Source organism: Halomarina salina (assembly GCF_023074835.1).
GTDB classification, from domain to species: domain Archaea; phylum Halobacteriota; class Halobacteria; order Halobacteriales; family Haloarculaceae; genus Halomarina; species Halomarina salina.
The window spans coordinates 1,053,409-1,074,785 of record NZ_JALLGW010000001.1 but is presented as its reverse complement, the minus strand read 5'-3'; the positions used below and the strand labels follow the sequence as shown (position 1 = coordinate 1,074,785).

At 69.1% G+C, this 21,377-nt stretch carries 23 protein-coding genes; 10 read left to right on the top strand and 13 right to left on the bottom strand.

Features of this window, described 5'->3' with window-relative positions; translation table 11 throughout:
- Nucleotides 1–11 precede the first annotated feature (11 nt).
- Together MX571_RS05450 and MX571_RS05445 are read left to right on the top strand one after the other, a co-directional pair.
- Nucleotides 12–1,238 (top strand): molybdopterin molybdotransferase MoeA, encoded by a 1,227-nt coding sequence (locus MX571_RS05450; protein WP_247414574.1) that lies wholly within the window; start codon nt 12–14, stop codon nt 1,236–1,238.
- Complete coding sequence (locus MX571_RS05445) at nt 1,235–1,939, top strand: nucleotidyltransferase family protein (protein ID WP_247414573.1); 705 nt, start codon at nt 1,235–1,237, stop codon at nt 1,937–1,939. The genes MX571_RS05450 and MX571_RS05445 overlap by 4 nt, the downstream gene beginning before the upstream one ends.
- A gap of 9 nt (nt 1,940–1,948) precedes the next feature.
- Here the strand turns inward: MX571_RS05445 and MX571_RS05440 are convergent, their stop codons facing one another.
- Nucleotides 1,949–2,119, bottom strand: a complete 171-nt coding sequence (locus MX571_RS05440; RefSeq protein WP_247414572.1) for an AbrB/MazE/SpoVT family DNA-binding domain-containing protein — start codon at nt 2,117–2,119, stop codon at nt 1,949–1,951.
- 106 nt (nt 2,120–2,225) lie between these two features.
- Nucleotides 2,226–2,522: a hypothetical protein gene (locus MX571_RS05435; RefSeq protein ID WP_247414571.1), complete on the bottom strand. Its 297-nt coding sequence runs from the start codon at nt 2,520–2,522 to the stop codon at nt 2,226–2,228.
- Nucleotides 2,523–2,745: 223 nt separating this feature from the next.
- On the opposite strand from MX571_RS05435, the gene MX571_RS05430 reads away from it, so the two are divergent.
- Nucleotides 2,746–2,949 carry a hypothetical protein gene (locus tag MX571_RS05430; protein ID WP_247414570.1) on the top strand — a complete coding sequence of 68 codons (204 nt, stop codon included), beginning with the start codon at nt 2,746–2,748 and terminating at the stop codon, nt 2,947–2,949.
- A gap of 62 nt (nt 2,950–3,011) precedes the next feature.
- On the opposite strand, the gene MX571_RS05425 is transcribed toward MX571_RS05430, so the two are convergent.
- Together MX571_RS05425 and prf1 are read right to left on the bottom strand one after the other, a co-directional pair.
- Nucleotides 3,012–3,728: a helix-turn-helix domain-containing protein gene (locus MX571_RS05425; protein WP_247414569.1), complete on the bottom strand. Its 717-nt coding sequence runs from the start codon at nt 3,726–3,728 to the stop codon at nt 3,012–3,014.
- 248 nt (nt 3,729–3,976) lie between these two features.
- A complete protein-coding gene (gene prf1, locus MX571_RS05420) occupies nt 3,977–5,236 on the bottom strand; it encodes a peptide chain release factor aRF-1 (RefSeq protein ID WP_247414568.1) in 1,260 nt (419 codons plus the stop codon).
- 90 nt (nt 5,237–5,326) lie between these two features.
- On the opposite strand from prf1, the gene MX571_RS05415 reads away from it, so the two are divergent.
- Nucleotides 5,327–6,445, top strand: coding sequence for a MinD/ParA family ATP-binding protein (locus MX571_RS05415; RefSeq protein WP_247414567.1), 1,119 nt, complete (start codon nt 5,327–5,329; stop codon nt 6,443–6,445).
- A gap of 296 nt (nt 6,446–6,741) precedes the next feature.
- Here MX571_RS05415 and argS read toward each other — a convergent pair whose 3' ends face one another.
- Nucleotides 6,742–8,502: an arginine--tRNA ligase gene (gene argS, locus MX571_RS05410; protein ID WP_247414566.1), complete on the bottom strand. Its 1,761-nt coding sequence runs from the start codon at nt 8,500–8,502 to the stop codon at nt 6,742–6,744.
- Nucleotides 8,503–8,678: 176 nt separating this feature from the next.
- Here argS and MX571_RS05405 point away from each other — a divergent pair, with 176 nt between their 5' ends.
- Together MX571_RS05405 and ribB are read left to right on the top strand one after the other, a co-directional pair.
- Nucleotides 8,679–9,392, top strand: a complete 714-nt coding sequence (locus MX571_RS05405; protein WP_247414565.1) for a DUF120 domain-containing protein — start codon at nt 8,679–8,681, stop codon at nt 9,390–9,392.
- Nucleotides 9,393–10,046 (top strand): 3,4-dihydroxy-2-butanone-4-phosphate synthase, encoded by a 654-nt coding sequence (ribB, locus tag MX571_RS05400; RefSeq protein ID WP_247414564.1) that lies wholly within the window; start codon nt 9,393–9,395, stop codon nt 10,044–10,046.
- 24 nt (nt 10,047–10,070) lie between these two features.
- Here ribB and MX571_RS05395 read toward each other — a convergent pair whose 3' ends face one another.
- Nucleotides 10,071–11,024 (bottom strand): hypothetical protein, encoded by a 954-nt coding sequence (locus MX571_RS05395; RefSeq protein WP_247414563.1) that lies wholly within the window; start codon nt 11,022–11,024, stop codon nt 10,071–10,073.
- 136 nt (nt 11,025–11,160) lie between these two features.
- Between MX571_RS05395 and MX571_RS05390 the strand changes: the two genes are divergently transcribed.
- Entirely contained in the window at nt 11,161–11,562 is a 402-nt protein-coding gene (locus MX571_RS05390) for a CopG family ribbon-helix-helix protein (RefSeq protein WP_247414562.1), read from the top strand.
- Between the two features lie 87 nt (nt 11,563–11,649).
- Complete coding sequence (locus MX571_RS05385; protein ID WP_247414561.1) at nt 11,650–12,588, top strand: branched-chain amino acid transaminase; 939 nt, start codon at nt 11,650–11,652, stop codon at nt 12,586–12,588.
- A 48-nt stretch (nt 12,589–12,636) separates the two neighbouring features.
- Here MX571_RS05385 and MX571_RS05380 read toward each other — a convergent pair whose 3' ends face one another.
- From MX571_RS05380 to MX571_RS05370, 3 genes are all read right to left on the bottom strand, one after another.
- Entirely contained in the window at nt 12,637–12,981 is a 345-nt protein-coding gene (locus MX571_RS05380) for a hypothetical protein (RefSeq protein WP_247414560.1), read from the bottom strand.
- 170 nt (nt 12,982–13,151) lie between these two features.
- Nucleotides 13,152–14,237 carry a DUF373 family protein gene (locus MX571_RS05375; protein WP_247414559.1) on the bottom strand — a complete coding sequence of 362 codons (1,086 nt, stop codon included), beginning with the start codon at nt 14,235–14,237 and terminating at the stop codon, nt 13,152–13,154.
- Nucleotides 14,238–14,381: 144 nt separating this feature from the next.
- The gene (locus tag MX571_RS05370) at nt 14,382–15,092 is read right to left on the bottom strand and encodes a DUF6517 family protein (RefSeq protein WP_247414558.1); all 711 of its coding nucleotides are present in this window, start codon (nt 15,090–15,092) and stop codon (nt 14,382–14,384) included.
- A gap of 88 nt (nt 15,093–15,180) precedes the next feature.
- On the opposite strand from MX571_RS05370, the gene MX571_RS05365 reads away from it, so the two are divergent.
- Nucleotides 15,181–15,804, top strand: coding sequence for a YbhB/YbcL family Raf kinase inhibitor-like protein (locus MX571_RS05365; protein WP_247414557.1), 624 nt, complete (start codon nt 15,181–15,183; stop codon nt 15,802–15,804).
- 4 nt (nt 15,805–15,808) lie between these two features.
- On the opposite strand, the gene MX571_RS05360 is transcribed toward MX571_RS05365, so the two are convergent.
- Nucleotides 15,809–16,675 carry a fumarylacetoacetate hydrolase family protein gene (locus MX571_RS05360; RefSeq protein ID WP_247414556.1) on the bottom strand — a complete coding sequence of 289 codons (867 nt, stop codon included), beginning with the start codon at nt 16,673–16,675 and terminating at the stop codon, nt 15,809–15,811.
- Between the two features lie 114 nt (nt 16,676–16,789).
- Here MX571_RS05360 and xacF point away from each other — a divergent pair, with 114 nt between their 5' ends.
- A complete protein-coding gene (xacF, locus tag MX571_RS05355; RefSeq protein ID WP_247414555.1) occupies nt 16,790–18,253 on the top strand; it encodes a 2,5-dioxovalerate dehydrogenase in 1,464 nt (487 codons plus the stop codon).
- A gap of 35 nt (nt 18,254–18,288) precedes the next feature.
- Here the strand turns inward: xacF and MX571_RS05350 are convergent, their stop codons facing one another.
- From MX571_RS05350 to MX571_RS05340, 3 genes are all read right to left on the bottom strand, one after another.
- Nucleotides 18,289–19,086, bottom strand: a complete 798-nt coding sequence (locus tag MX571_RS05350) for an SDR family NAD(P)-dependent oxidoreductase (protein ID WP_247414554.1) — start codon at nt 19,084–19,086, stop codon at nt 18,289–18,291.
- Nucleotides 19,087–19,176: 90 nt separating this feature from the next.
- Nucleotides 19,177–20,046 carry an MBL fold metallo-hydrolase gene (locus MX571_RS05345; protein ID WP_247414553.1) on the bottom strand — a complete coding sequence of 290 codons (870 nt, stop codon included), beginning with the start codon at nt 20,044–20,046 and terminating at the stop codon, nt 19,177–19,179.
- Nucleotides 20,047–20,121: 75 nt separating this feature from the next.
- Entirely contained in the window at nt 20,122–21,291 is a 1,170-nt protein-coding gene (locus tag MX571_RS05340; RefSeq protein ID WP_247414552.1) for an enolase C-terminal domain-like protein, read from the bottom strand.
- Nucleotides 21,292–21,377: the final 86 nt, after the last annotated feature.

Sequence of the window (21,377 nt, the reverse complement as noted above, 5' to 3'; positions counted from 1 at the left end):
GTAACTGACTCATGACTGCTCACGAGACCCCCGCCGACGACGAGATGCTCCACCTGGACGACGCCGTCGAGCGCGTCCTGGCACTCCGCGAGGAGTGGCTGCCGCGCCGACCGAGCGAGCGCGTCCCGCTTGACCGGGTCGCCGGGCGGACGGTCGCCGACCCGATTCGCGCGCCGGTCGACGTCCCGGCAGAGAGCCACGCGACGATGGACGGGTTCGCCTTCGACGCGACCGAGGAGTACCCGCTCGACCTCGCCGAGGGCGTGTTCCCGGAGGACGAGCCTCCGCCGCTCGACGCGGGCACGGCGGTCAGAATCGCGACCGGTGCGCCGCTCCCGTCCGGCGCGAACACCGTCCTCAAGCGCGAGGAGGCGACCGTCGAGGACGGCCGACTGTCGGGGACCGAAATCGAACCGGGCACCTACGTCTACCAGCGAGGCAGCAACGTCTCGGCGGGGACCGACCTGTTCGCGGCGGGCGACCGGCTCGGCGCGAAGGACGCGCTGTTGCTCGGTGACCTCGCGCTCGACGAGGTGACGGTCCACGAACGCTGCTCGGTCGGACTGCTGGCGACCGGGACGGAGATACACGAGGGCCGCCATCGCGACCTCGACTCGCCGATGCTGGCCGGACTCGTCCGGTCGTGGGGTCACGAGGCGACCTACGAGGGGTCGGTTCCCGACGAGGTCGACCGCGTCGAGTCGCGCATCGCCGAACTGGCCGAGGAGTACGACGTCGTCGTCACCACGGGCGGGACGAGCGTCGGCGACAAGGACTACGTGATTCGTGCGCTCGACGACCTCGGCGAGGTGCTGTTCCACCGCGTCCGACTCCGGCCGGGCAAACCCATCGCCGTCGCGCGACTGCCCGACCACGACGCCATCGCGCTCGCCATCCCCGGCAAACCGGTCGGCGCACACCTCGTGACGACGCTCGTCGCCCGTCCCCTCTTCACCGGCGACGCGTCGCTCCCGACCGTCCCCGCACGAATGGCCCGCGACGTCGGCCTCGCCGTCGAGGGGTTCACGTACGGCATCCCCGTCACGCTCGACGATGGCGTGGCGATGCCCCTCGGCCACGTCGACTCGCCGCTCTCGGTGTACGAGGACACCTTCGACCCGAGCGTCCTCTCCTCCAGCACCCGCGCGGTGACGGCCGACGGCGTCGTCCTCACCGAGTCCCCCGTCGCCGCCGACGAGAGCGTCGACGTCGTTCCGTACCCCGTACTGGAGCGATGACCGACGGTTCTCCGGAGGAGCGCGACCACCCACCCGCGGACGCTGGCGACCTGCCGGTCGTCGAGTCGAGCGAGGTGGAGGACGCGGAGGGGGACGTGGACGCGGACACGACCCCCGACAGGCCGACGGTCGCCGGACTCCTCCTCGCCGCCGGGACGAGCAGTCGCTTCGGCGAGCGGAACAAACTCCTCGCGACCGTCGACGGCGACCCAATCGTCCGCCACGCTGCCCGGACGCTCCTCGACAGCGGCGTCGACCCGGTGCTGGTCGTCCTCGGCCACGAGGCCGACCGGGTCGAAGCGGCGCTCGACGGCCTCCCGGTCGAGACCGTGGTCAACGAGCAGTACGAGACGGGGCAGGCGTCGTCGGTCCGGGCGGGCGTGCTGGCGGTTCGCGAGCGGACGCCCGACGCGGACGCCGTCGTCGTCGCCCTCGGCGACATGCCGTTCGTCCGGAGCGAGACGGTCGACGCGCTCGTTCGCGCGTACGGGGCGGGTGTCGGGACCGCCCTCGCCGCCGCGTTCGAGGGCGAGCGAGGGAACCCGGTGCTGTTCGACGCGCGGTACTACGACACCCTGGCCGACACCGAGGGCGACACCGGCGGGCGCGCGATTCTGCTCGACGGCGAGGACAGTGCACTCGTCGCCGTCGACGACTCCGGCGTGCGTCGGGACGTCGACATCCCCGGCGACGTATCCTAGCGAACGCCGTCAGTCCGAGTCGTCGGACGCGTCCGGGTCCTGCTTCCTGACGACGATGCTCCCCTCCTCGACGTGCCACTCGACGCGGTCGCCCGCGCCGACGCCGAGGAAGTTGCGAACCGGTTTCGGCACCGTGGTGAGGTTCTTCTCCGAGACCTTCGTATCCGTGAGGTAGCCCATCGACGGCGAGTACACGCCTAGGTATCACATAGATTGTGCTATGGGAAAGAGTGACCAGCGACCGACTAGCGACCGATAAGCGACGGGAGACGCCCGCGCGACCGACTCAGTCGTCGCTCGACTGCCAGCGGTGGGCACCGCCGTCCGACGCCTTCGAGAAGTCGAGGTGCTGGCGGTCGGAGTCCACGAGGACCGGCCCTGCCACGTAGGTGTCGTCGTTACCGGAGAGCGGCTTGATGAGGTCGCGGTCGGCCATCGTCGAGAGGACGTCCCGGACGGTCCGCTCGTGACCCGGTCGCAGGTTCGCCTCCTCGACGACCCCCTCGACGGTGACCTCCCCCCGCAGGAACGCCAGCCGAATCGCCGCCACCCAGGCTGGCTCACGCCGCAACTCCCGACACATGGACTCAGTTCGGTCTTGATGACTGTTATACCTTCGCAATCACCCACCGTCTCTCCACGAGTCGGTCGACTCCTCCACACCACGGGGTGGACGCTCTTCCAGGTGGGCGTGAGGACAGTTCACAGCGTCAATCGCTGTATCAATCGACCTGTGCCGCGAGTGTGACGGTCCGTCAGCTCGTGTAGGGGAACGTATAACAACGAACCGGAGACAACGTTCTCGTATGCGACGCGGCCTGTTACCCGGATTCACCGACCGACAAGGCTGGTGGCTACTCGGTGCGGGTGTAGCCGCCCTCGTGGCCGCGCGCGTCCCGTCCGGACTCCTGGCGCTCGCGTTCTTCCTCGTCGGTATGGTCCTCCTCTCGCTCGCGGCCGCGACGTTCCTTCGCGTCGAGAACGAGGAACGGAGCGAGAGCGATGTCTGAAGCAGACCGAACGGCGCTGCCTCGGACGACTGGCCTCGGTGGAGGAGTCGGCGACGTGAGCGTCAGTCCGTCCCGCTGCTCCGCTGTCCACTCCCATCGTCCGTCCCGGTCTGCACCGACCGGTTCGACTGCTCGTCGGTGGTCATGATGGTGTGCCGGGTCAGGATGTCGACCGCCCGCCGGAGGCGCTCGGACGCGGCCTGGTGAGAGATGCCCTGTTCGTCGGCGATGCGGTCCAGGTTGGTCTCACGTGGCACCTCGTAGTAGCCCTGCTCGACGGCGTGTGAGAGCATCGTACGCTGTTTCTCGGTGAGGCCGACGCTGTTCGAGTGACCGTCCTCGTCGGTCACCTCGTACTTCCGTTCGAGGTGGAAGTGCAGGTCGTAGTCCGTACAGGTCTCGTGGAGGTGGTTCAGTGCGTCGTTGTCGGGGAACACGACCCGGTACCACCAGCCCTCGTGGGTCGCCGTACACCGCTGGACGACGCCGCCAGCCTCGACGATGGCGGGATAGACCGACTGCGCGACGCCCTCGCCGGTCTGTTCGACCTGGTACAGTCGCCGCTCGCCGACCGTCGTGAGCGTTCGCGGCGCGGTGACGGTCGGGTCGTCGTACATCGCGGCTTCGAACGCCTCGAAGTCGTCGGACTCCGCCCAGAACAGGACCAACCGCTCGTCGTTGGCCGTCGAGTCCGTCCGCTCCCAGACGACCCGAGTCGACGGCACCGCTCCCAGCGACTGGAGGAGCGTGGGTTGCTGGAGCGTGAACTCGACGATCACCGGGGGCCTCCTTGGTAGACCAGGGTTGACATACAAAGTCCCTATTTCCCACGAGTATTAGCAGTATCGACCACTGCTATCTGCAAGAGAGGCCGTCTCGCCGCGTCAGACCGGCGTCGTCAGGGTGCAATGTCGTTCGAGAAGAGTAGAGTAGAGTAGAGTAGATGCCTCACGCAGACGAGGCGGGGGGCCAGTCGTCGAGCGGTCGTCGAGTTCACGGTAGCCCGTCAGTCGGCCCGTGACGCACCTTAGATGCCGGTCTCGTAGCGCAGGATGCCCGCGATGCCACCGAACGCGTTCATCAGCTGTTCGCCCTCCTCGAAGTCCGTCGAGATGAACTTCGTCTCCGTGCCGCGCTGGTCGGCGATCTCCATCAGGTGCTCGATGACGTCCTCGCGTTCGCCCTCCTCGGCGGGGACCGTCTCGCCGCACTCCGAACAGTCGTGGTCCGGGGTGTTCTTGCGGTTGTCGATGCGCTCGCGCTCCTCGTGGCCGTTCTCGCAGGTGTAGCTGACGACGTCCTGCCGGAGGTCCTCGGAGATGAGCAGGCGGTCGACCGACCCCATGACGAGGTTCTTGCGGGTGGCCTCGAACCCGTAGGTCGCCTTGTCGCCGTCGTGGAGCTGCTTGAAGAACTCGTCGAGCTCCTGTTTGTCCTTCATCACCTCCGTCTCGGCGAGGAGGTCCTCGGCGGAGTCGACGAGCTCCTTCAGCCCCGACTCGTCGGTGTACGAGACGTCGACCTTCCCGATGACGATGTCCTGCAGTTCGTGGTGGAGGTAGTCGCCGTCGAGGAACTCGTCTTTCGTCGGCGAGGGGCCGCCGACGAGGACGCCGTCCATCTCGTGGCGCTGAGCGACGAACAGGTCGTTGGCCATCCCGGCGACCTTCTGGTAGAAGTTGTCGATGGCCTCCAGGCGCAGGCGGGCGAACCGCTGTGCGGACTGGCCACCTTTCCGCTGCTTGCCGGGGACGAGCGAGGAGGCGGACTTGACGGCCTCGATGCGCTTGCCCTTCAGCCAGCCGACGGTCGCCTCGCGGCGGTCGAGGACGACGAGGCCGTAGAGGCCCTTGTCGCCGAACATCTCCTCCAGCGGTTCGGTGAGGAACGCCGAGTCGCAGTGGTAGCGGAACGACTGGACGGGTTCGGGTGGGTTCTCCAGCACGCGCGTGACCATGTCGGTCTGACCGCCGCCGCTGTCGATAGCGCCCGAGAACAGCACCATCCCGTTGTCGGGCGGCGACTTGTAGTAGCGAAGCCGGTCCTTGAGCGACGTGAGCGCGTCCTGGACCGCGGTGCGGGTGTCCTTCGACTTGATGTTCGCCGCCTCGCTGTGCTCCTGGGTGACGTGGGCGACGACGTCCGAAATCATGCGGTCCGGCGGGACGTAGATGGTGACGAGCTGCGTTCCTGATCCCGAGTACTCCTTGAGCTCCTCGATGACCTTCTGGAACTCGTACTTCTGGCGGTCGGACTGCTCGGACGAGTCGTCCGCTGGGCTACTCATTACCCACATTACTGGAATGGCAGGTAAGTACCCTTTGACCCTCGGGAGAGGCAGCAACCGTTTTGTACTCGTCGTCCTCAGCCCTCCGTAATGGGGAAGGTGTTCGCTATCGCCGGCGGCAAAGGTGGCGTCGGCAAGACGACGACGACGGTGAACCTGGCGAGAGCGTTCGCCGCCGCGGGCTACGACACGGTCGCCGTCGACGCCGACCTGGGGATGGCGAACGTGGGCGAGGCGCTGGGCGTCGAGCACGGCGGGACCGTCCACTCGGTGCTCGCCGACGAGGCCAGCGTCGTCGACGCCGTCGCGTCGACGGAGTACGGCTTCGACGTCGTCCGGGGCACGCAGTCGCTCGACGCGTTCGCGTCGGCCGACCCCGCCAACTTCCGGGCGGTCGTCGGCCCGCTGAAACAGCGCTACGACGTCGTGTTGCTCGACACGGCCGCCGGACTCTCCCACGAGGTGACGGTCCCGCTCGGCCTCGCGGACAAGACGGTGCTCGTCACCACCCCCGACGTCGTCGCCATCAAGGACGCCGCCAAGACCGGCCAGCTCGCCAAACGCGTCGACGGCGACGTGGCGGGCGTCCTCGTCACCAACGCCCGCAACGACGGGTACACGAGACAGGTCGTCTCGGAACTCGCGAACGAACTGCTCACCGTCGTCCCCGCCGACGAGCGACTCGTCACCGACGCCACCGTCGCCACCCCCGGCAGTCCAGTCGCCCAGGCGTACAACGAACTCGCCGCGGCGCTGCTCGGCACCGACCACCTGCCCGAACCGGAGGACACCTACGCCCACGTCGCCCCCGACCCGCCGACGATTCCGGCGGGGCTGACGCCCGCGACGGTCCGCATCGGGGCGGACGGGACGGCGATGGCGACGACGAGCGCGGACGACGAGTCCGAGTCGGCGGCGGACGCCGTGGTCGGGACGGACGGTGCGGACGAGACGGGCGCTGGCGACGCGGGCGCAGATGCCGCGAGCACTGGAGCCGTGGCCGCTGGTGAGGCGGACGCCGAGCGAGGCGCTCGGGTCGACGTGGTGGAGGAGTCGCCAGCGAGCGTCATCGAGAACGCGGCGACGGAGGCGGGCGTCGACGTCTCGGACGCCGACGCTCCCGACGGTGACGACGCCGACACCGAGACCGACGGCGACGACGAGGAACGCAGGAGCGCGCTGGGCCGACTTCGACGGTTGCTCGACTGATTCGACCCGCTCGATACCGATTCCACAAGATTCTCGCCCGCTAGCAGTTGTGATACCAAATAGATTAGGTGAAATGTAGAAGTCGAATGCAGTCCTTACGAGTGGTTGGTGGCGACGGCGGTTGGCCAGAGGCTGTCAGAACGTTCGTCCCCCCCTAGTTCTGTGGCCACCCCGAGACGCCACCTCACGCGAGCGCGTCCGTTCTCACCTCACGGCCTCAGACCCCCGTCCGTCGAGCGTCGCGTGACGATATACCCCAGGGTCGCACCGACGTACTCGTCGTTCGGCCCCGTCGCTCACATCGACTCGGGCGCTTCCACGCCGAGGATGTCGAGCGCGTTCGCGATGGCGTGGCGCGAGGCGGCGACGAGCGCGAGTCGACCGGCCGCCACCGCGTCGTCCTCGGCGTTGAGCACCGAGCACTCGCGGTAGAAGGCGTTGAACGCCTCGGCGAACTCTCGGGTGTACGTGGCGACCTGGTGGGGTTCGAGCGAGTCGGCGGCCTCCTCGACGACCGACGGGAAGCGTGCGATTTCGCGGAGCAGGTCGCGCTCTTCGGGCGCGTCGAGCAGTGCGACGTCGACGTCGGGGTTCGGGTCGATACCGGCCGCCGCGGCCTCGTTCAGGATACCGCAGGTCCGGGCGTGAACGTACTGGACGTACGGGGCGGACTGCGCCTCGAAGTCGAGCGCGCGGTCCCACTCGAAGGTGATGGCCTTCGTCGGCTGTTTCGAGACGATGTCGTAGCGGACGGCACCGATGCCGACCTGGTGGGCGATGCGCTCGACGTCGTCCTCGTCGAGGTCGTCGTCGCGGATGCGGGTGTCGAGACGGTCGGTCACCTCGTCGCGGGCGCGGTCGACCGCCTCGTCGAGCAGGTCGTCGAGGTCGACGCCGGTGCCCGCGCGGGTCGACATCTTCCCCTCGGGGAGGTTGACGTACGAGTAGATGACCGACTCCAGGTCCGAGGTGTCGTTGCCGAGCAGGTCGAGCGTCGTGCGCAACTGGTCGGCCTGGAGCTTGTGGTCCTCGCCGAGCACCGTCACGGCGCGGTCGTAGTTCTCGAACTTCCACTCGTGGTGAGCGAGGTCGCGCGTCGTGTACAGCGAGGTGCCGTCCGAGCGCAGGAAGACGAGGTTCTTCTCGATGCCGTGCTCGGAGAGGTCGAGTTGCCAGGCGTCCTCCTCGTAGACCGCCTCGTCGAACTCCTTCAGGCGGGCGACCACCTCGTCGGTCGAGCCGTCGCGCATGAACCGCGTCTCGCGGACGAACTCGTCGAACTCGGCGGGCAGGCGGAGCAGACACTCGCGCATCCCCGACAGCACCTGGTCGACGACCTCGGTGACCCGCTCGAACGTCTCCTCGTCGCCCTCCTCCAGCCCCTGCAGGATGGCCTCGATCTCGGTCTCCGCCTCGGCCACGTCCGCGGCGTCGGCCTCCTCCAGGTACTGGTTGCCCTTGCGGTAGTATCGGACGAGGTCGTACTCGATGCGGTCGCGCTCCGGTTCCGGTAGCTCGGACTCGTCGAACGTCTCGTAGGCCCACGTGAACACCGCCATCTGTCGGCCCGCGTCGTTGACGTAGTAGTGGCGCTCGACGCTGTTGCCGGCGTACTCCAGCAGGTTCGCCACCGCGTCGCCGACGATGGGGTTGCGTGCCCGACCGACGTGGACCGGCCCGGTCGGGTTCGCGGAGGTGTGCTCGACGACGACGCGGTCGCCCGTCGATTCGAGCCGACCGAACGTGTCGGTCTGAGCCGAGCCGAGGGTCCCGGAGAAGTAGTCCTCGCTCGGGTAGAAGTTGAGATACGGCCCCTGCGTCTCGCACCGCCCGACGTAGTCGGCGTCCGAGAGGTCGAGTTCGTCGGCGAGTTCCGCGGCGACCTGCGGCGGCGGCGCACCCGCCTCGCTGGCGAGTCGGAACGCGACGCTGGAGGCCAGCACCGACGCCATCCCCTCCGGTGGCTGTTCGATTCCGAGGTCCTCGGTACCGTAGCCGAGGCCGTCGAGGGCGGCGGTCAGCGCCGTCGTCACCTCGTCGCGAAACGGTAGGAACATACCGCTCGCTTGCCCGCCACCCGGTAAACGGGTTTCGTTACCCGGTGAGACACGCCCGCGACGATGACGACGACTCCCCGGAAGAGTGGTCGACGTCACCACACCGCATTCGTTAACATATCCGTGATGCGTACCGCGTTCGTTACGCTTATGCTCGGTACGCACTCACACCACCTATGGCAGAATCGACGCTCGCGGTCGGGGCCGACGCCCGCGAGACGCTGAAGGTACTCGCCCTCGCCGGGGCGCTCGACGGTCGCGCGACGGTGTCGTGCGCCGGCCTCGCCGACCGCCTCGACGTCTCGACCCAGACCGTCTCCCGTCGCCTCCGCGACCTGGACGAGGCGGGACTGGTCGACCGCGAGATGGTCTCGGACGGCCAGCACGTCACGACCACCGAGGCGGGCCGACGCGTCCTCGAACGCGAGTACGCCGACTACCGCCGCCTGTTCGAGTCCGACCGCGGCGTCGACCTCCACGGCACCGTCACGGGCGGGATGGGCGAGGGACGCCACTACATCTCGCTGCCGGGCTACAAGGAGCAGTTCGTCGAGCGACTGGGCTACGAACCGTTCCCCGGCACGTTGAACGTCGACCTCGACGCCGAGAGCACCCGCGCTCGCGCCGCGCTCGACGGTCTCGAACCGGTCCGCATCGACGGCTGGGAGGACGACGAGCGCACCTACGGCCCGGCGTTCTGCTGGCCCGCGACCATCGCGCTCGACGGCGACGAGTCGACCGACGGGGGCTACGACGAGGCCCACGTCGTCGCCCCCGAACGCACGCACCACGGGCAGGACAAGGTCGAACTCATCGCCCCAGACCGCCTGCGCGACGAACTCGGCCTCGACGACGGAGAGGGGGTCACCGTCCACGTGGAGGGCGAGTAGATGCAGCGCACGGACAGCCTCGAACGGGCCGTCGCGGCGTTCGAGCGCGGCGACCCCGTCCTCGTCCACGACGCCGCCGACCGCGAGGGCGAGACGGACCTCATCTACCCCGCGGGGGCCGTCACCGCCGACGCCGTCGCCCGGATGCGCAACGACGCGGGCGGCCTGGTCTGCGTCGCCCTCTCCGACGACGTCTGTGCGGCGTTCGACCTCCCGTTCGCCCAGGAGGTCATCGACCACCCCGTCGGCGCGGACCACGACCTGGGCTACGACGAGCGCTCGTCGTTCTCGCTCACCGTGAACCACCGCGAGACGTTCACCGGCATCACCGACGAGGACCGCGCGCTCACCATCACGGAACTCGCGCGGGCCGCCACAGACCCCGACGGCGTCGCGTTCGCGAGCGAGTTCCGTGCCCCCGGCCACGTCCACCTCCTCCGGGCCGCCCCGGACCTCGTCGCGGACCGCGAGGGCCACACCGAACTCGGCCTCGTCCTCGCCGAGGCGGCGCGCCTCCCGCCGGCGGTCGTCGTCTGCGAGATGCTCGACGACCGGACCGGCCGGGCGCTCTCGCCCGACGACGCCCGCGCCTACGCCGAGCGCCACGGTCTGGCGTACGTCGAGGGCAGCGACGTCGTCCGGCAGTTGGGCTGAGTACGCTCCATCGATGCCTCCCGACTACAGCACGCCCGCGACGAACCCGAGTCCCATGAGGACGAGGACGCCGCCCGAGACCAGGTGGAAGTACTCGGCGTACCCCGCCATCCGCTCCTCGTAGCGTTCGAACCCGGCCACGAGCAGCAGCGTCAGCGCGACGAGCGCCACGACGACGGCCGTCGCGTAGACGAGCATCAACTGGACGCACTGCCCGCTCGCACCGGTGCAGAACCCGAGGATCTGGATCTCCTCCTCGTGAGCGAACCCGAGCAGGAACGCCGCGCCCGCGATTCCCCACAGCCCCTGCGGGTCGTCGGCCGAGAGGTCGTGGTCGTGGGAGTGGCCACCTCCCGAGTCGTGGCTGTGGTCGCCGACGAACGGGAGGGACTGCCGGATGCGCCCCAACACCCCGGGGCCAGTGTCGTCGTCTCGGCGACCGTCGCCGTGCGAGTGCGCGTGGTCTCTCTCGGGAGGGGCGGCCGTGACGCTCGTGAGGTACGTCGTCTCGTCGTCGGCGTCTCCGTGGTGGGCGTGAGCGTCTCCGTGGCCGTGAGCGTCTCCGTGGCCGTGAGCGTCTCCGTGATGCTCGTGGCCGTCGTCGACGTCGTGGTCGTGGTGTCCATCGCCGTCGTGGTCGTGGTCGTGGTCTGCGTCGTGACCTGCGCCGTGGTGGTGGCCGCCGCCGCGGAGTTCGCGCACGCCGAGCAGAATCAGCAGCGTACCCGCCGCGTAGCGAATCCAGCCGAGACTGGTCAGGTCGAACGCGTCGGCGGCGAGGACGAACACCGCGACGACGACGATAGAGGAGACGAGGTGGCCGACGCCGATGACGACTCCCGCGACGAGGCCAGCGGTCCACGTTCGCGAGCGGTTCAGCGCGTAGGAGGCGGCGACGGGCCAGCCGTGGCCCGGTTCGGCCCCGTGGACGAGCCCGATGAGAACGACGCCGAGATACGAGAGCGGGAGATCGACCATACCGGAACTGGGCGGTGCGGGGTCCTGTCGGTTGTTATGACCACTTCAGGGGTGCGTGCATAACGGGGCCGATTGCGGGGTGACGAACGCCTCGACGAACCCGCACGACTTTCCCCGGTGGCGTCCACCCCCGAGCATGCGAACGACGGTCAACCTCCCGGAGGAGGACCTCGCGGCGTTCGACGAGGTGTGGGAAGCCGAGGGTATCGACTCGCGCTCGCGGGCCGTCCGCGAAGCGGTCAAGGAGTACACCGAAGCCCACGCTCGGCTCGAATCGCTCACGGGCGAGGTGACGGCGGTGCTGGCGTTCGACTACGCCCACCACGAGATTATCGGCGCGTTGCACGATGTCCAGCACGACTACCAGGACGTCATCCAGTCGACCAGCCACGCCCACCAGGGCGAGTGGTGTCTGGAGACGGTGTTCTGCCGCGGCGACGCCGAACGCGTCCGGGAACTCGTCTACGAGTTACGCGACTTCGACGCGGTGGGGCGAGTGAAGACCCTCTCGCTCGCTGACGGTGGTGGGCGAGAGTAAGTAGACGTGCGGAGCTGACCCGAATCGACCGACGGAGCGCAGGCAAGAATCGCCAACACTCAAGAGGGCCGGTGCGGAGGTTCTGATATGGCATTTGCCGACATGGACGTCGACACCATCTGGATGGATGGCGAGTTCGTCGACTGGGAGGACGCGCAGGTGCACGTCCTCACCCACGGACTCCACTACGGGACCGGCGTCTTCGAGGGCGTGCGCTGTTACGACACCGAACGCGGCCCGGCCATCTTCCGCTGGGAGGAGCACCTCGACCGGCTGTTCGACTCCGCGAAGCCGTACGACATGGAGATCGACCACGACCACGAGGAACTGACCGAGGCGACGCTCGAACTCATCCGCCGGCAGGACCTCGAATCCTGTTACATCCGCCCGCTTGCGTTCTACGGCTACAACTCTCTGGGCGTCTCGCCGGGCGACTGCCCGACGCGGACGATGATCGCCTGCTGGCCGTGGGGCGCGTACCTCGGCGAGGACGCCATCGAGAACGGCGTCGACGTGATGGTCTCCTCGTGGCGGAAACACGCCTCCAGCCAGATTCCGACGAACGCGAAGGCGACCGGCCCGTACCTCAACTCGATGCTCGCGGGCGAGGAGGCCCGCGGCAACGGCTACGTCGAAGCTATCGTCCTGAACAAGGAGGGCAACGTCGCGGAGGGTCCCGGCGAGAACATCTTCCTCGTCAAGGACGGCGAGATATACACGCCCGGTCTCGCCGAGTCCATCCTCGACGGCATCACCCGGAAGACGGCCATCACGCTCGCCGAGGAGCGCGGGTACGAGGTCCACGACGAGGCCACCATCTCGCGGGGCGAACTGTACACCGCCGACGAACTGTTCTTCACCGGCACCGCGGCCGAGGTGACGCCCATCCGCAGCGTCGACGACAACGAGATCGGCAACGGCTCTCGCGGCCCCGTCACCGAAGAGCTCCAGAAGGCGTTCTTCGACCTCGTCGAGCGCCGGACCGACGACCACGACGAGTGGTTCACGTACGTTAACGAGCAGTAAGACGACTGTAGCGGCTCTTTTCGACGGTCGCGACGCGACCCACGGACCCTACCGGCTGACGCTGTAGTAGGTGACGTGGTCCCAGTCGTCGGGAACGGGTTCCCCCGTGACGTGCGCGGTCGGCACGTTACGCGCCTCGACGTCCCCCTGGCGCACGAGTTCGTCGAGCTGGTCGTGGAGGAACTGGGTGTAGACGAGGTCGTGAATCGCGTCGGAGTCGGTCACGCGGCCGTCGCCGCGCGCCGCCCACGCGGTTCCCATCACGGCGTCGGCGAGTTCCCGGTCGTGGTACGCGACCCCCGCGTGGTCCCGGAGGTACTGGTGGACCGCCTCGCGGTGCGTGGACGCCTCGGCGGCGTTCAGCCAGGCCTCGTCGCTCGTGTCGAGTGGCATACCACCGCGTTCGACCAGCGACGGCAAAGGCGTTGGTGGGAGAGTGCCGCGCGACGCTGTTCCGTCGCGCGGTGGCCTGTGAACGGCGCACGACTGTGGTCAGGTTCGGTGGAGGCCACCGCCCACCGGTCGTCGGTGGGTCGGGGAGTCGCTGCTCTACCGGTCTCGTCTCAGACCGTCGTCTCCCGCACGCGGGAGAACCGGGACTCCGCGATGGCGAAGACGAGCGTGCTGACGACGCCCAGCAGCGTCCCGACGGTGAGCGCGCCCGCGAGGTACGACGCGCCCGCGAACTCGAGGAAGTAGGCGCTGACGCCCTCCAGGACGGCCGCGATGGCGAGCACGTAGAACGGGGCGTTGCAGTAGCGCCACCGGAACCGCTCGCGGAGGTACTCGTCGGTGATGCGCCCGAGGCTGGCCACGACGCCCGCCGCGGCGAACCAGACCACCGCCCCGTTGACCAGGGCGACGGACGACCGGAGGATGCCGACGTCGCCGCTCGCCGACCGCATCGCCTCCAGTTCCTCGACGCCGCCCGCGCCGCCGATGACGAGCAGTGCGGTTGCGACGACGTACGTCACCAGCGTCACGCGACCGGCGTACAGTCCCGAGCGCGCGCGGTCGACGAGGCTGTCGATTGCGCGCTCGACGCCCAGGCCCCGGAACAGCAGGTACAGGCCCAGCAGCCCCGAGACGACGCCGAACGTCACGCCCGGCAGTTCGAGGAACTCGGCGACGACGAACAGCGGGTAGACGAGCAGGAGGATACCCATCGGGATGAGGATGGTCCCCCGGGTCTCCGGGTCGTCGAGTACCTGCTTGATGGTGTAGTACATCGATTCGAGGTCCTGGGCCTGCCGGACGACGACCCGGCGCACGCCGTCGATGGGCACCCGCGAGCGGATGACGGGGATGACCGACTCGTCCTGTGCGCCGTCGGTGACGACGATGGCCTGCACGTCCTCGCCGGTCGTGAGGCGGGCGAGCACGGTGTCGACCTCCTCGCCCACCTTCCGGTTGGCGGCGACGTCGCTCCCGTTCGTCCCCGTGACGACGGCCACCTCGCGCTCCTCCTCGTCGAACTGGTCGTAGAGGTGGACGCCCTCGAACAGCACGTTGACGTCGGAGTCCTCGGGGTCGGCGGTGGCGAGCGCGACCGCGGCCTCCTCGACGGCGTCCCGGCCGACGACCGGGGTCTTGAACCCGGTCTTCCGCCCGAGGTCGTCGTCGAGGTCGACACAGAGGACCAACAGCATTGGGAGATGCTACGCGGTTGGGCCGTAATGAGTTTCGGGGTTGGTGGCGCAGGCAGGGTCGTGTTCAGTCGTGAAGGCGGGACCGTCGCACCGCGGTGGTCACCGGCACGACCCGAGACCCGCCACGGGACCGTCGACGCTCCGTCACCCCTCGTGTTGCAGCGACTCCAGCAGTCGCGTCACCGCGTCGCGGTCGTCGAGGACCTGCGGGTAGGCCGCGACGCCGAGGACGAAGTCCTCGCCAGCGGCGACCGCTTCGGTGACGGTGAGGTAGATGTCGACGCGGACGTCGCCCGCCACGAGGCGCGCCGACCCGGCGTACCGCGTCGCTGGCGTCGACTCGCCGAGCACCGTCACGCGACGCTCGCTCTCGCGGCTGAGGTCGCGGACGCCGTCGTAGCGCTTCTGGACCATCGCCACGAGTTCGTCGGTGGACATCTCGCCGACGGGGTTGAACGTCTCGCCGAGCACCGACACCTGCGGCGTCGAGAACGCGGTGAACACCGCCGCCCTGACCCGACCGACGACGGGGACGTCGGCGGCGCGCTCGTACTCCGCGAGGACGTTGACGGCCTCCACCTCGCGCGACTGTCCACCCGCCTCGACCGTCCGGGTGACCGTGTCGTCGCGGGTGCGGCGGTGGCTGTAGCCCGTCTCCGACAGCGCCGACTCGGGCACCGTCGCGGCGTCCGCCTCGAACCGCGCGGCGTCGTCGCCCGTGAGGACGCCGAGACAGCCGGCGAGCGCCGACGTGCCGACGGTCGCCGCGCCAGCGAGCACCGCGCGCCGGGAGCGAGCGAACCGGTGGCTACCCGTCGACCGCTCCCCCGCGTCGGTCCGACGTGGGTCGTTCATCGTCTCTCCGTGGGGGTCGAGCGGGAAACGTCCGACGGTCGGGCGTCGACCGTCGCCCTTCAAGGGTAGCCCGGTCGAAGACCCGGCCATGAAGCGACGGGCCTTCCTGGCGACCGCTGGTGGGGCGGTCGTGGCGCTGTCGGGGTGTACGAGTGGCGGGTCGGGCGCGGGCAACGACTCGAAGGGCGACGAGTCGATTCGGACGCAGTCCGCGACGCTCACCTTCGAGGTGCCCGCCATCGACGCGGGCCGGCTCCGGAGCCGAATCACCTGCGACGGCGAGAACGTCTCGCCGAACCTCGTCGTCGTCGCGGCGGCCGCGCCCATCACGTCGCTCGCGCTCGTGGTGACCGACCCCGACGCGGGACCGGACCCGTTCGTCCACTGGACGCTGTGGGACGTCCCGTCGACGCTCGAAGAGGTCCCCGAGAACCTCGCCAACGAGGCTCGCGTGACGCTCGACGTCGAGACGGACGGCGAGCCACCGACCGTCTCGCAGGGGACGAACTCGGAGGGGACGGTCGGCTACACCGGTCCGTGTTCACCGAACGGCGAGTCCCACCGCTACCAGTTCACGATGTACGGACTCACGGAGCCACTCGACGTGGAGCCGGGCGCGGAGCCCGCGAGGGTCCGTGCGGCACTCGACGAGGCGGCGGTCGCCGGGCAGACGTCGTACGTCGCGACGTACGGCGGGGAGTCGAGCGAGTGACGGGTCAGACCGAGACGACCGGGTTCTCGAGCGTCCCGACGTTCTCGAGGTCGATAGCGACGTGGTCGCCCTCCCGGAGCGTGAACTCGTCCGGGACGAGCGAGGTGCCCGTCAGCAGGACCGCGAGTTCCGGGACGGTGTTGTGGCGGTTCAGGTAGGAGACGAGTTCCTCCGGCGTGCGGACCATCTTCGAGGTGGACGTCTCGCCGTCGAACTCGGTCTCGCCGTCGCGCTCGATGGTCATCGACAGGTCGAGGTCCAGCGGGTCCCCGACCGTGTCGGGCGAGGCGATGGCGGGACCGATGGCACAGCAGCGGTCGTACACCTTCGCCTGCGGGAGGTAGAGCGGGCTGTCGCCCTCGATGTCGCGGCTCGACACGTCGTTGCCGACGGTGTAGCCGACGATGTCCCCCCGCGAGAGGACGACTGCCAGTTCGGGTTCGGGGACGTCCCAGTCGGAGTCGGCGCGGACGCCGACGGCCTCGCCGGGGCCGACGGTCCGCGAGGCGGTGGCCTTGAAGAACAGTTCGGGGCGCTCGTTCTCGAAGACGGTCTGGTACAGCTCGCTGCGGCCGCTCTCCTCCTCGCGGGCGTCGCTGCTGACCTCGTAGGTGACGCCGGCCGCCCACACCTCGTCCGGGACGGCGGGCATCGCGGCGCGCTCGACCACCGCGTCGGCGTCGAGCACCGGCGCGTCGTCGGTCACCCGTGCGGTCACGTCGTCGACGCTCTCGCCGTTGACCGCGGCGACGCGGGCCAGGTCGCGGAAGGAGCCGAGGCCGTCGCGGGCCGCGGTGAGGTCGTACGCCGTCCGGCCGTCGCTCGCGACGAGTCGGTCCGCCCCGTCGCGCCTCGTTCGATAGTATCGCACGACAGGGCGTTCGTCGGCACTGCCGAAAGAATCAGGGGCCGCGACTGCCGGGCCGCGCCGGGGCTGCACGCACAGGCCCAACGCCCACGGACCGTGACCTCGTGGAGTCACACGATGGCAGACACCTACCAGAACTACGTCGCGGGGGAGTGGCGGGACACCGAGACCGGCGAGACGTTCGCGGTCCGGAATCCGGCCGACACCGACGACGTCGTCGCCGAGTGTCAGGACTCCAGTTCCGCGGACGCCAACGGCGCGATCGAGGCGGCCGCGGCGGCCCGCGAGGAGTGGGCGGACACGCCGGGGCCGGCGCGCGGCGAACTCCTCCGCGAGACGGCGAAACGGATGGACGAGCGGAGCGACGAACTCGCGGAGACGCTGAGCCGCGAGGAGGGGAAGACGCTCGCCGAGGCCACCGGCGAGACCCAGCGCGCGGTCGACATCTTCTACTACTACGCCGAGCGCGCGATGGACTACGCCGGGGAGCGACGGCGGCCGAGTTCCGGCAGTCAGAACCTCTACACCGTCCGGGAGCCGATGGGGGTCGCCGGCCTCGTCGTCCCCTGGAACTACCCCATCGCCATCCCGTCGTGGAAGATGGCCCCGGCGCTCGCGACGGGCAACACCGTGGTCTGCAAGCTCTCGCAGGCCGCCCCGACGGTGTTCCTGAAGGTCGTCGAGTGCATCGACGAGGCGGCCGAGGAGGTCGGCGCGCCCGACGGCGTCGTCAACGTCCTCACCGGCGGGGGCGAGGAGGTCGGCCAGCCCGTCGTCACGCACGACGAGGTGGACGCCGTCTCGTTCACCGGCAGTCGCGCCGTCGGCGACATGATCTACGAGCAGGCGACGGACGCCCACAAGCGCGTCCAGACGGAACTCGGGTCGAAGAACCCGACGGTCGTCACCGAGAACGCCGACGTGGAGGAGGCCGCACAGGTCGTCGGGAGCGGCGCGTTCGGCGTCACCGGCCAGGCCTGCACCGCCACCGAGCGGGCCATCGTCCACGAGTCGGTGTACGACGAGTTCGTCGAGGAGCTCGTCTCCTACGCCGAGTCGGTCGACATCGGCCCCGGCCGGGAGGACCCGGACATGGGGCCGCACGTCAGCGAGAGCGAACTGGAGAGCACGCTGGACGCCGTCGAGACCGCCCGCGACGAGGGCGCGACCGTCGAGTACGGCGGCGGACAGCCAGACGGTGACGACTACGAGGACGGCTACTACGTCGAACCGACCGTCCTCACGGACGTCGAGTCCGACATGGAGGTCATGCAGGAGGAGGTGTTCGGCCCGTTCGTCGGCGTGCTGAAAGCCAGCGACGTCGACGAGGCCATCGAGCTCGCGAACGACGTCGAGTTCGGCCTCGCGGCCGGTTTCGTCACCGACGACCACACCGAGGCCAACCGGTTCGTCGACGGGGTGGACTTCGGCGTCGTGAAGGTCAACGAGGCGACGACGGGCCTCGAACTGCACGTCCCGTTCGGCGGGATGAACGCCTCCAGCAGCGAGACGTACCGCGAGCAGGGCGAGGAGGGGATGGACTACTTCACCATCATCAAGACGGTGTACGACAGCTACTGAGCGCGGTTCTGCGGCTCGAACGCGCTCCTTCGTTCTCAGATTGCGGTCCAGCCGCCGTCGACGTACACCAGTTCGCCCGTGATGTAAGACGCGTCCTCGGTGGCGAGGAACGCCGCCGCGCCCGCACAGTCCTCGGGCGTCCCGGCCCGGCCGAGCGGGATGGGCTTGATGAACCCCTCGTCGCCGTCGTCCCCGGCCGCCGCCTGCGCCTCGTCGCTCCAGCCCTCGGTGAACTCCGTCGCTATCTGGCCGGGCGCGATGGCGTTCACCCGGATGCCGTGTTCGGCGAGTTCGAGCGCCGTCCCGCGGGTCACCATCTTGATAGCGCCCTTCGTCGCGTCGTACTGGACCTGGCCGTGCTGGGCGACCCGCGAGGAGATGGAGGCGGTGTTGACGATGCTCCCCGGCTCGTCGCGGTCGATCATGTCCTGGGCGGCGAGCTGCGTCCCGAAGAAGTACCCCCGGACGTTCGTGCTGAGGAGCTTGTCGAGCGCGTCCTGGTCGACCTCCAGGAACGGCTCGGAGTGCTGGACGGCGGCGTTGTTCACCATCACGTCCACGCCGCCGTACTCGCGGGCGGCCTCGACGACCGAGGCGAGCTGGTCGACGTCGCTCACGTCCGTCTCGACGTACTGGGCGGTGCCGCCGTCCTCGGTGATGCGCTCGTGGGTCGGCGTCTCCTCCCCCTCGCGTTTCGGCTCCTCCTCTACGTCGGCGTTGATGACGGTCGCGCCCGCCTCGCCGAACGTCAGGGCGATGGCGCGCCCGATGCCGGCGCTCCCGCCAGTCACGATGACCGTCTCGTCGTCGAAGTCGAAGGTCGCTGTACCCATGCTCGGGCGTTCAGACGCTGCCCTGTTAACTCGTTGGCCGGCGCGTGACGGACCGCTCGGTGCCGTGTGGACGCCCGTCACCGGACGTGGTCAGTGTCGTCGCACGTCCCGCGCCTGCACGACGCCCGGACTGCCGACGTCGACCCGGTCGCCGATACTGACGGGTTCGACGACCTTCGGGAACTCGTAGGAGGCGAGGTGTTCGCGGACCGCCTTCGGGTCCGCGCCGACGCCCTTCCACATGTCCCAGTGGACGGGCATCAGGCGGTCGAGTTCGAGGGCGTTCGCCGCCTCGCGTATCTGCTCGCCGTCGTTGTACCAGTCCGTCGAGCGGGCCTCGGTCGGGTCGTCCTCCGTGTGGACGACGTTGCCGACGGTCCCGAACGCCAGGACGCCGAGGTCGATGTCGAACTCGTCGGCGACGTCGGAGAAGGCGTCGGCGGGCCGGGAGTCGCCCGCCGCGAAGAACGTCCCCGACTCGTGCTCGACGACGTACGTCACCGGTTCCTCGGCGTCCGGGTCGTTCGCCCCGCGGACGTGGACCGTGAGGTCGCCGACCTCGTACTCGTCGCCGACGTCTACCACCGTCCGTCGTTCCTCGGGCGCACGCAGGTCGCCGTCGTAGTCTGGGTTCTCGTATGAGGCCTCGGGCGCGTAGATGTCGGCCTCCAGGTCCTCGACGAGCGGCCCGTACGACGGCGGGTGGACGTGGTCGATGTGTTCGTGCGTGATGAAGACGGCGTCACAGAGCGTGGCGTCGGCGGCGTCCATCGGTACCGGAATCATGCGGACGGTCCGCGGCGGCGACCCGTCGCCGAAGTACGGGTCGAGGTAGAGCGTCGTCTCCGCGGTGCGCAGGACGTAGCCGTTGCAGCCGAGGAACCAGACCGAGAGGCCGTCCGGGTCGCTGGCCTCTATCTCGTCGCGGACGAACCAGTCGCCCCAGGTCGCGTGAACCATGCTACCACGGACTGCGGGACGGTCACCGAAAAGCGCGGTGCCGGCCTGCGCGGTCGCCTCGCGGGGCCGGACGCCCTACTCGTAGGTCCGACCGCCCATCCTGTGTTCGTGGATGTAGTCCCAGTCGTAGGTCACGCCGAGACCGGGGCCGTCGGGGACGGGGACGGTGCCGTCCTCGTCGACGCTGTCGAGGTCGTCGAGGTAATCGCCCTCGTAGACGGGCGGGCCGGTGTTCTCGCAGTCGGGGTGGACCAGCGCCATCTCGTAGTAGTTCGAGTTGCGTATCGCCGCCATGCAGTGGCGCTGTGCGGGGCCGGGAGAGTGGATCTCCACGTCCGCGCCCATCGACTCGGCGGCGTGGGCGATCTTCATCGCGCCGGTGATGCCGCCGTCGTACTCGGGGTCGGCGCGGACGAAGTCGGTCGCCTCCTCGGCGAGGAAGTCGGCGTGCGGTTCCAGCCCTCGGACGTGTTCGGTCTGGAGGACCGGCGTGTCGAGGTTCTGGCGGAGGCGGCGGTGGGCGGCCTGCGAGATGCCGCCGTCGCGGAACGGGTCCTCGTACCAGAGGAACTCCTGCTCGTCGCACTCGCGGCCCACCTTCAGCGCATCGGCGTACGTCTCGTATTCGCAGGCCGGGTCGATCATCAGGTCCATCTCGCTGCCGACGCGTTCGCCGACGGCGCGGACCGTCTCGACCTCGCGGTCGATGTCGCGGCGGTCGTCGCTGCCGCCCCAGCCGTGAATCTTGAACCCGCCGTACCCCAGTTCGGCGCACTGTTCGGCGAAGTCGGCGTAGGCCTCGGGGGAGTCGAGACCACCGTTATCGTCGGCGTGGTACGTCGAGGCGTAGGCGGGCAGTCGCTCGCGGTACGTCCCGAGCAGTTCGTGGATGGGCGCGTCGTAGTACTTCCCGGCGAGGTCCCACAGCGCGATGTCGACGGGGCCGATGCCCATCCGGTCGTACTTCCGGAGACCGCGCTTGAGTTCGCTCCAGTGACGTTCGCGGCGCAGCGGGTCCTTCCCGATGAGGTGCTCCGCGACGACGTGAATCTGGGCGAACGCGGGGGAGTTGCCTCCCACGAACGTCCCCGTCGGGCCGTCGGCGGTGTGTATCTCCATCGCGAACAGTTTGCGGTCGGTCGTCTCGCCGGGGGAGTAGACGAGGTTGAACCCCTGGTCGGTCCCCACGTCCGAGAGCGGATACGAGAACTCCGTCGTCTCGATGCGGGTTATCTCGAGTGCCATGGCGGCGGTTCGAGTGCCGCCCCTAAATAAGCGGGACGCCACGGTGGCCGGGTCACGGTCGAACGACCGCGACAGTGCGCCGCACA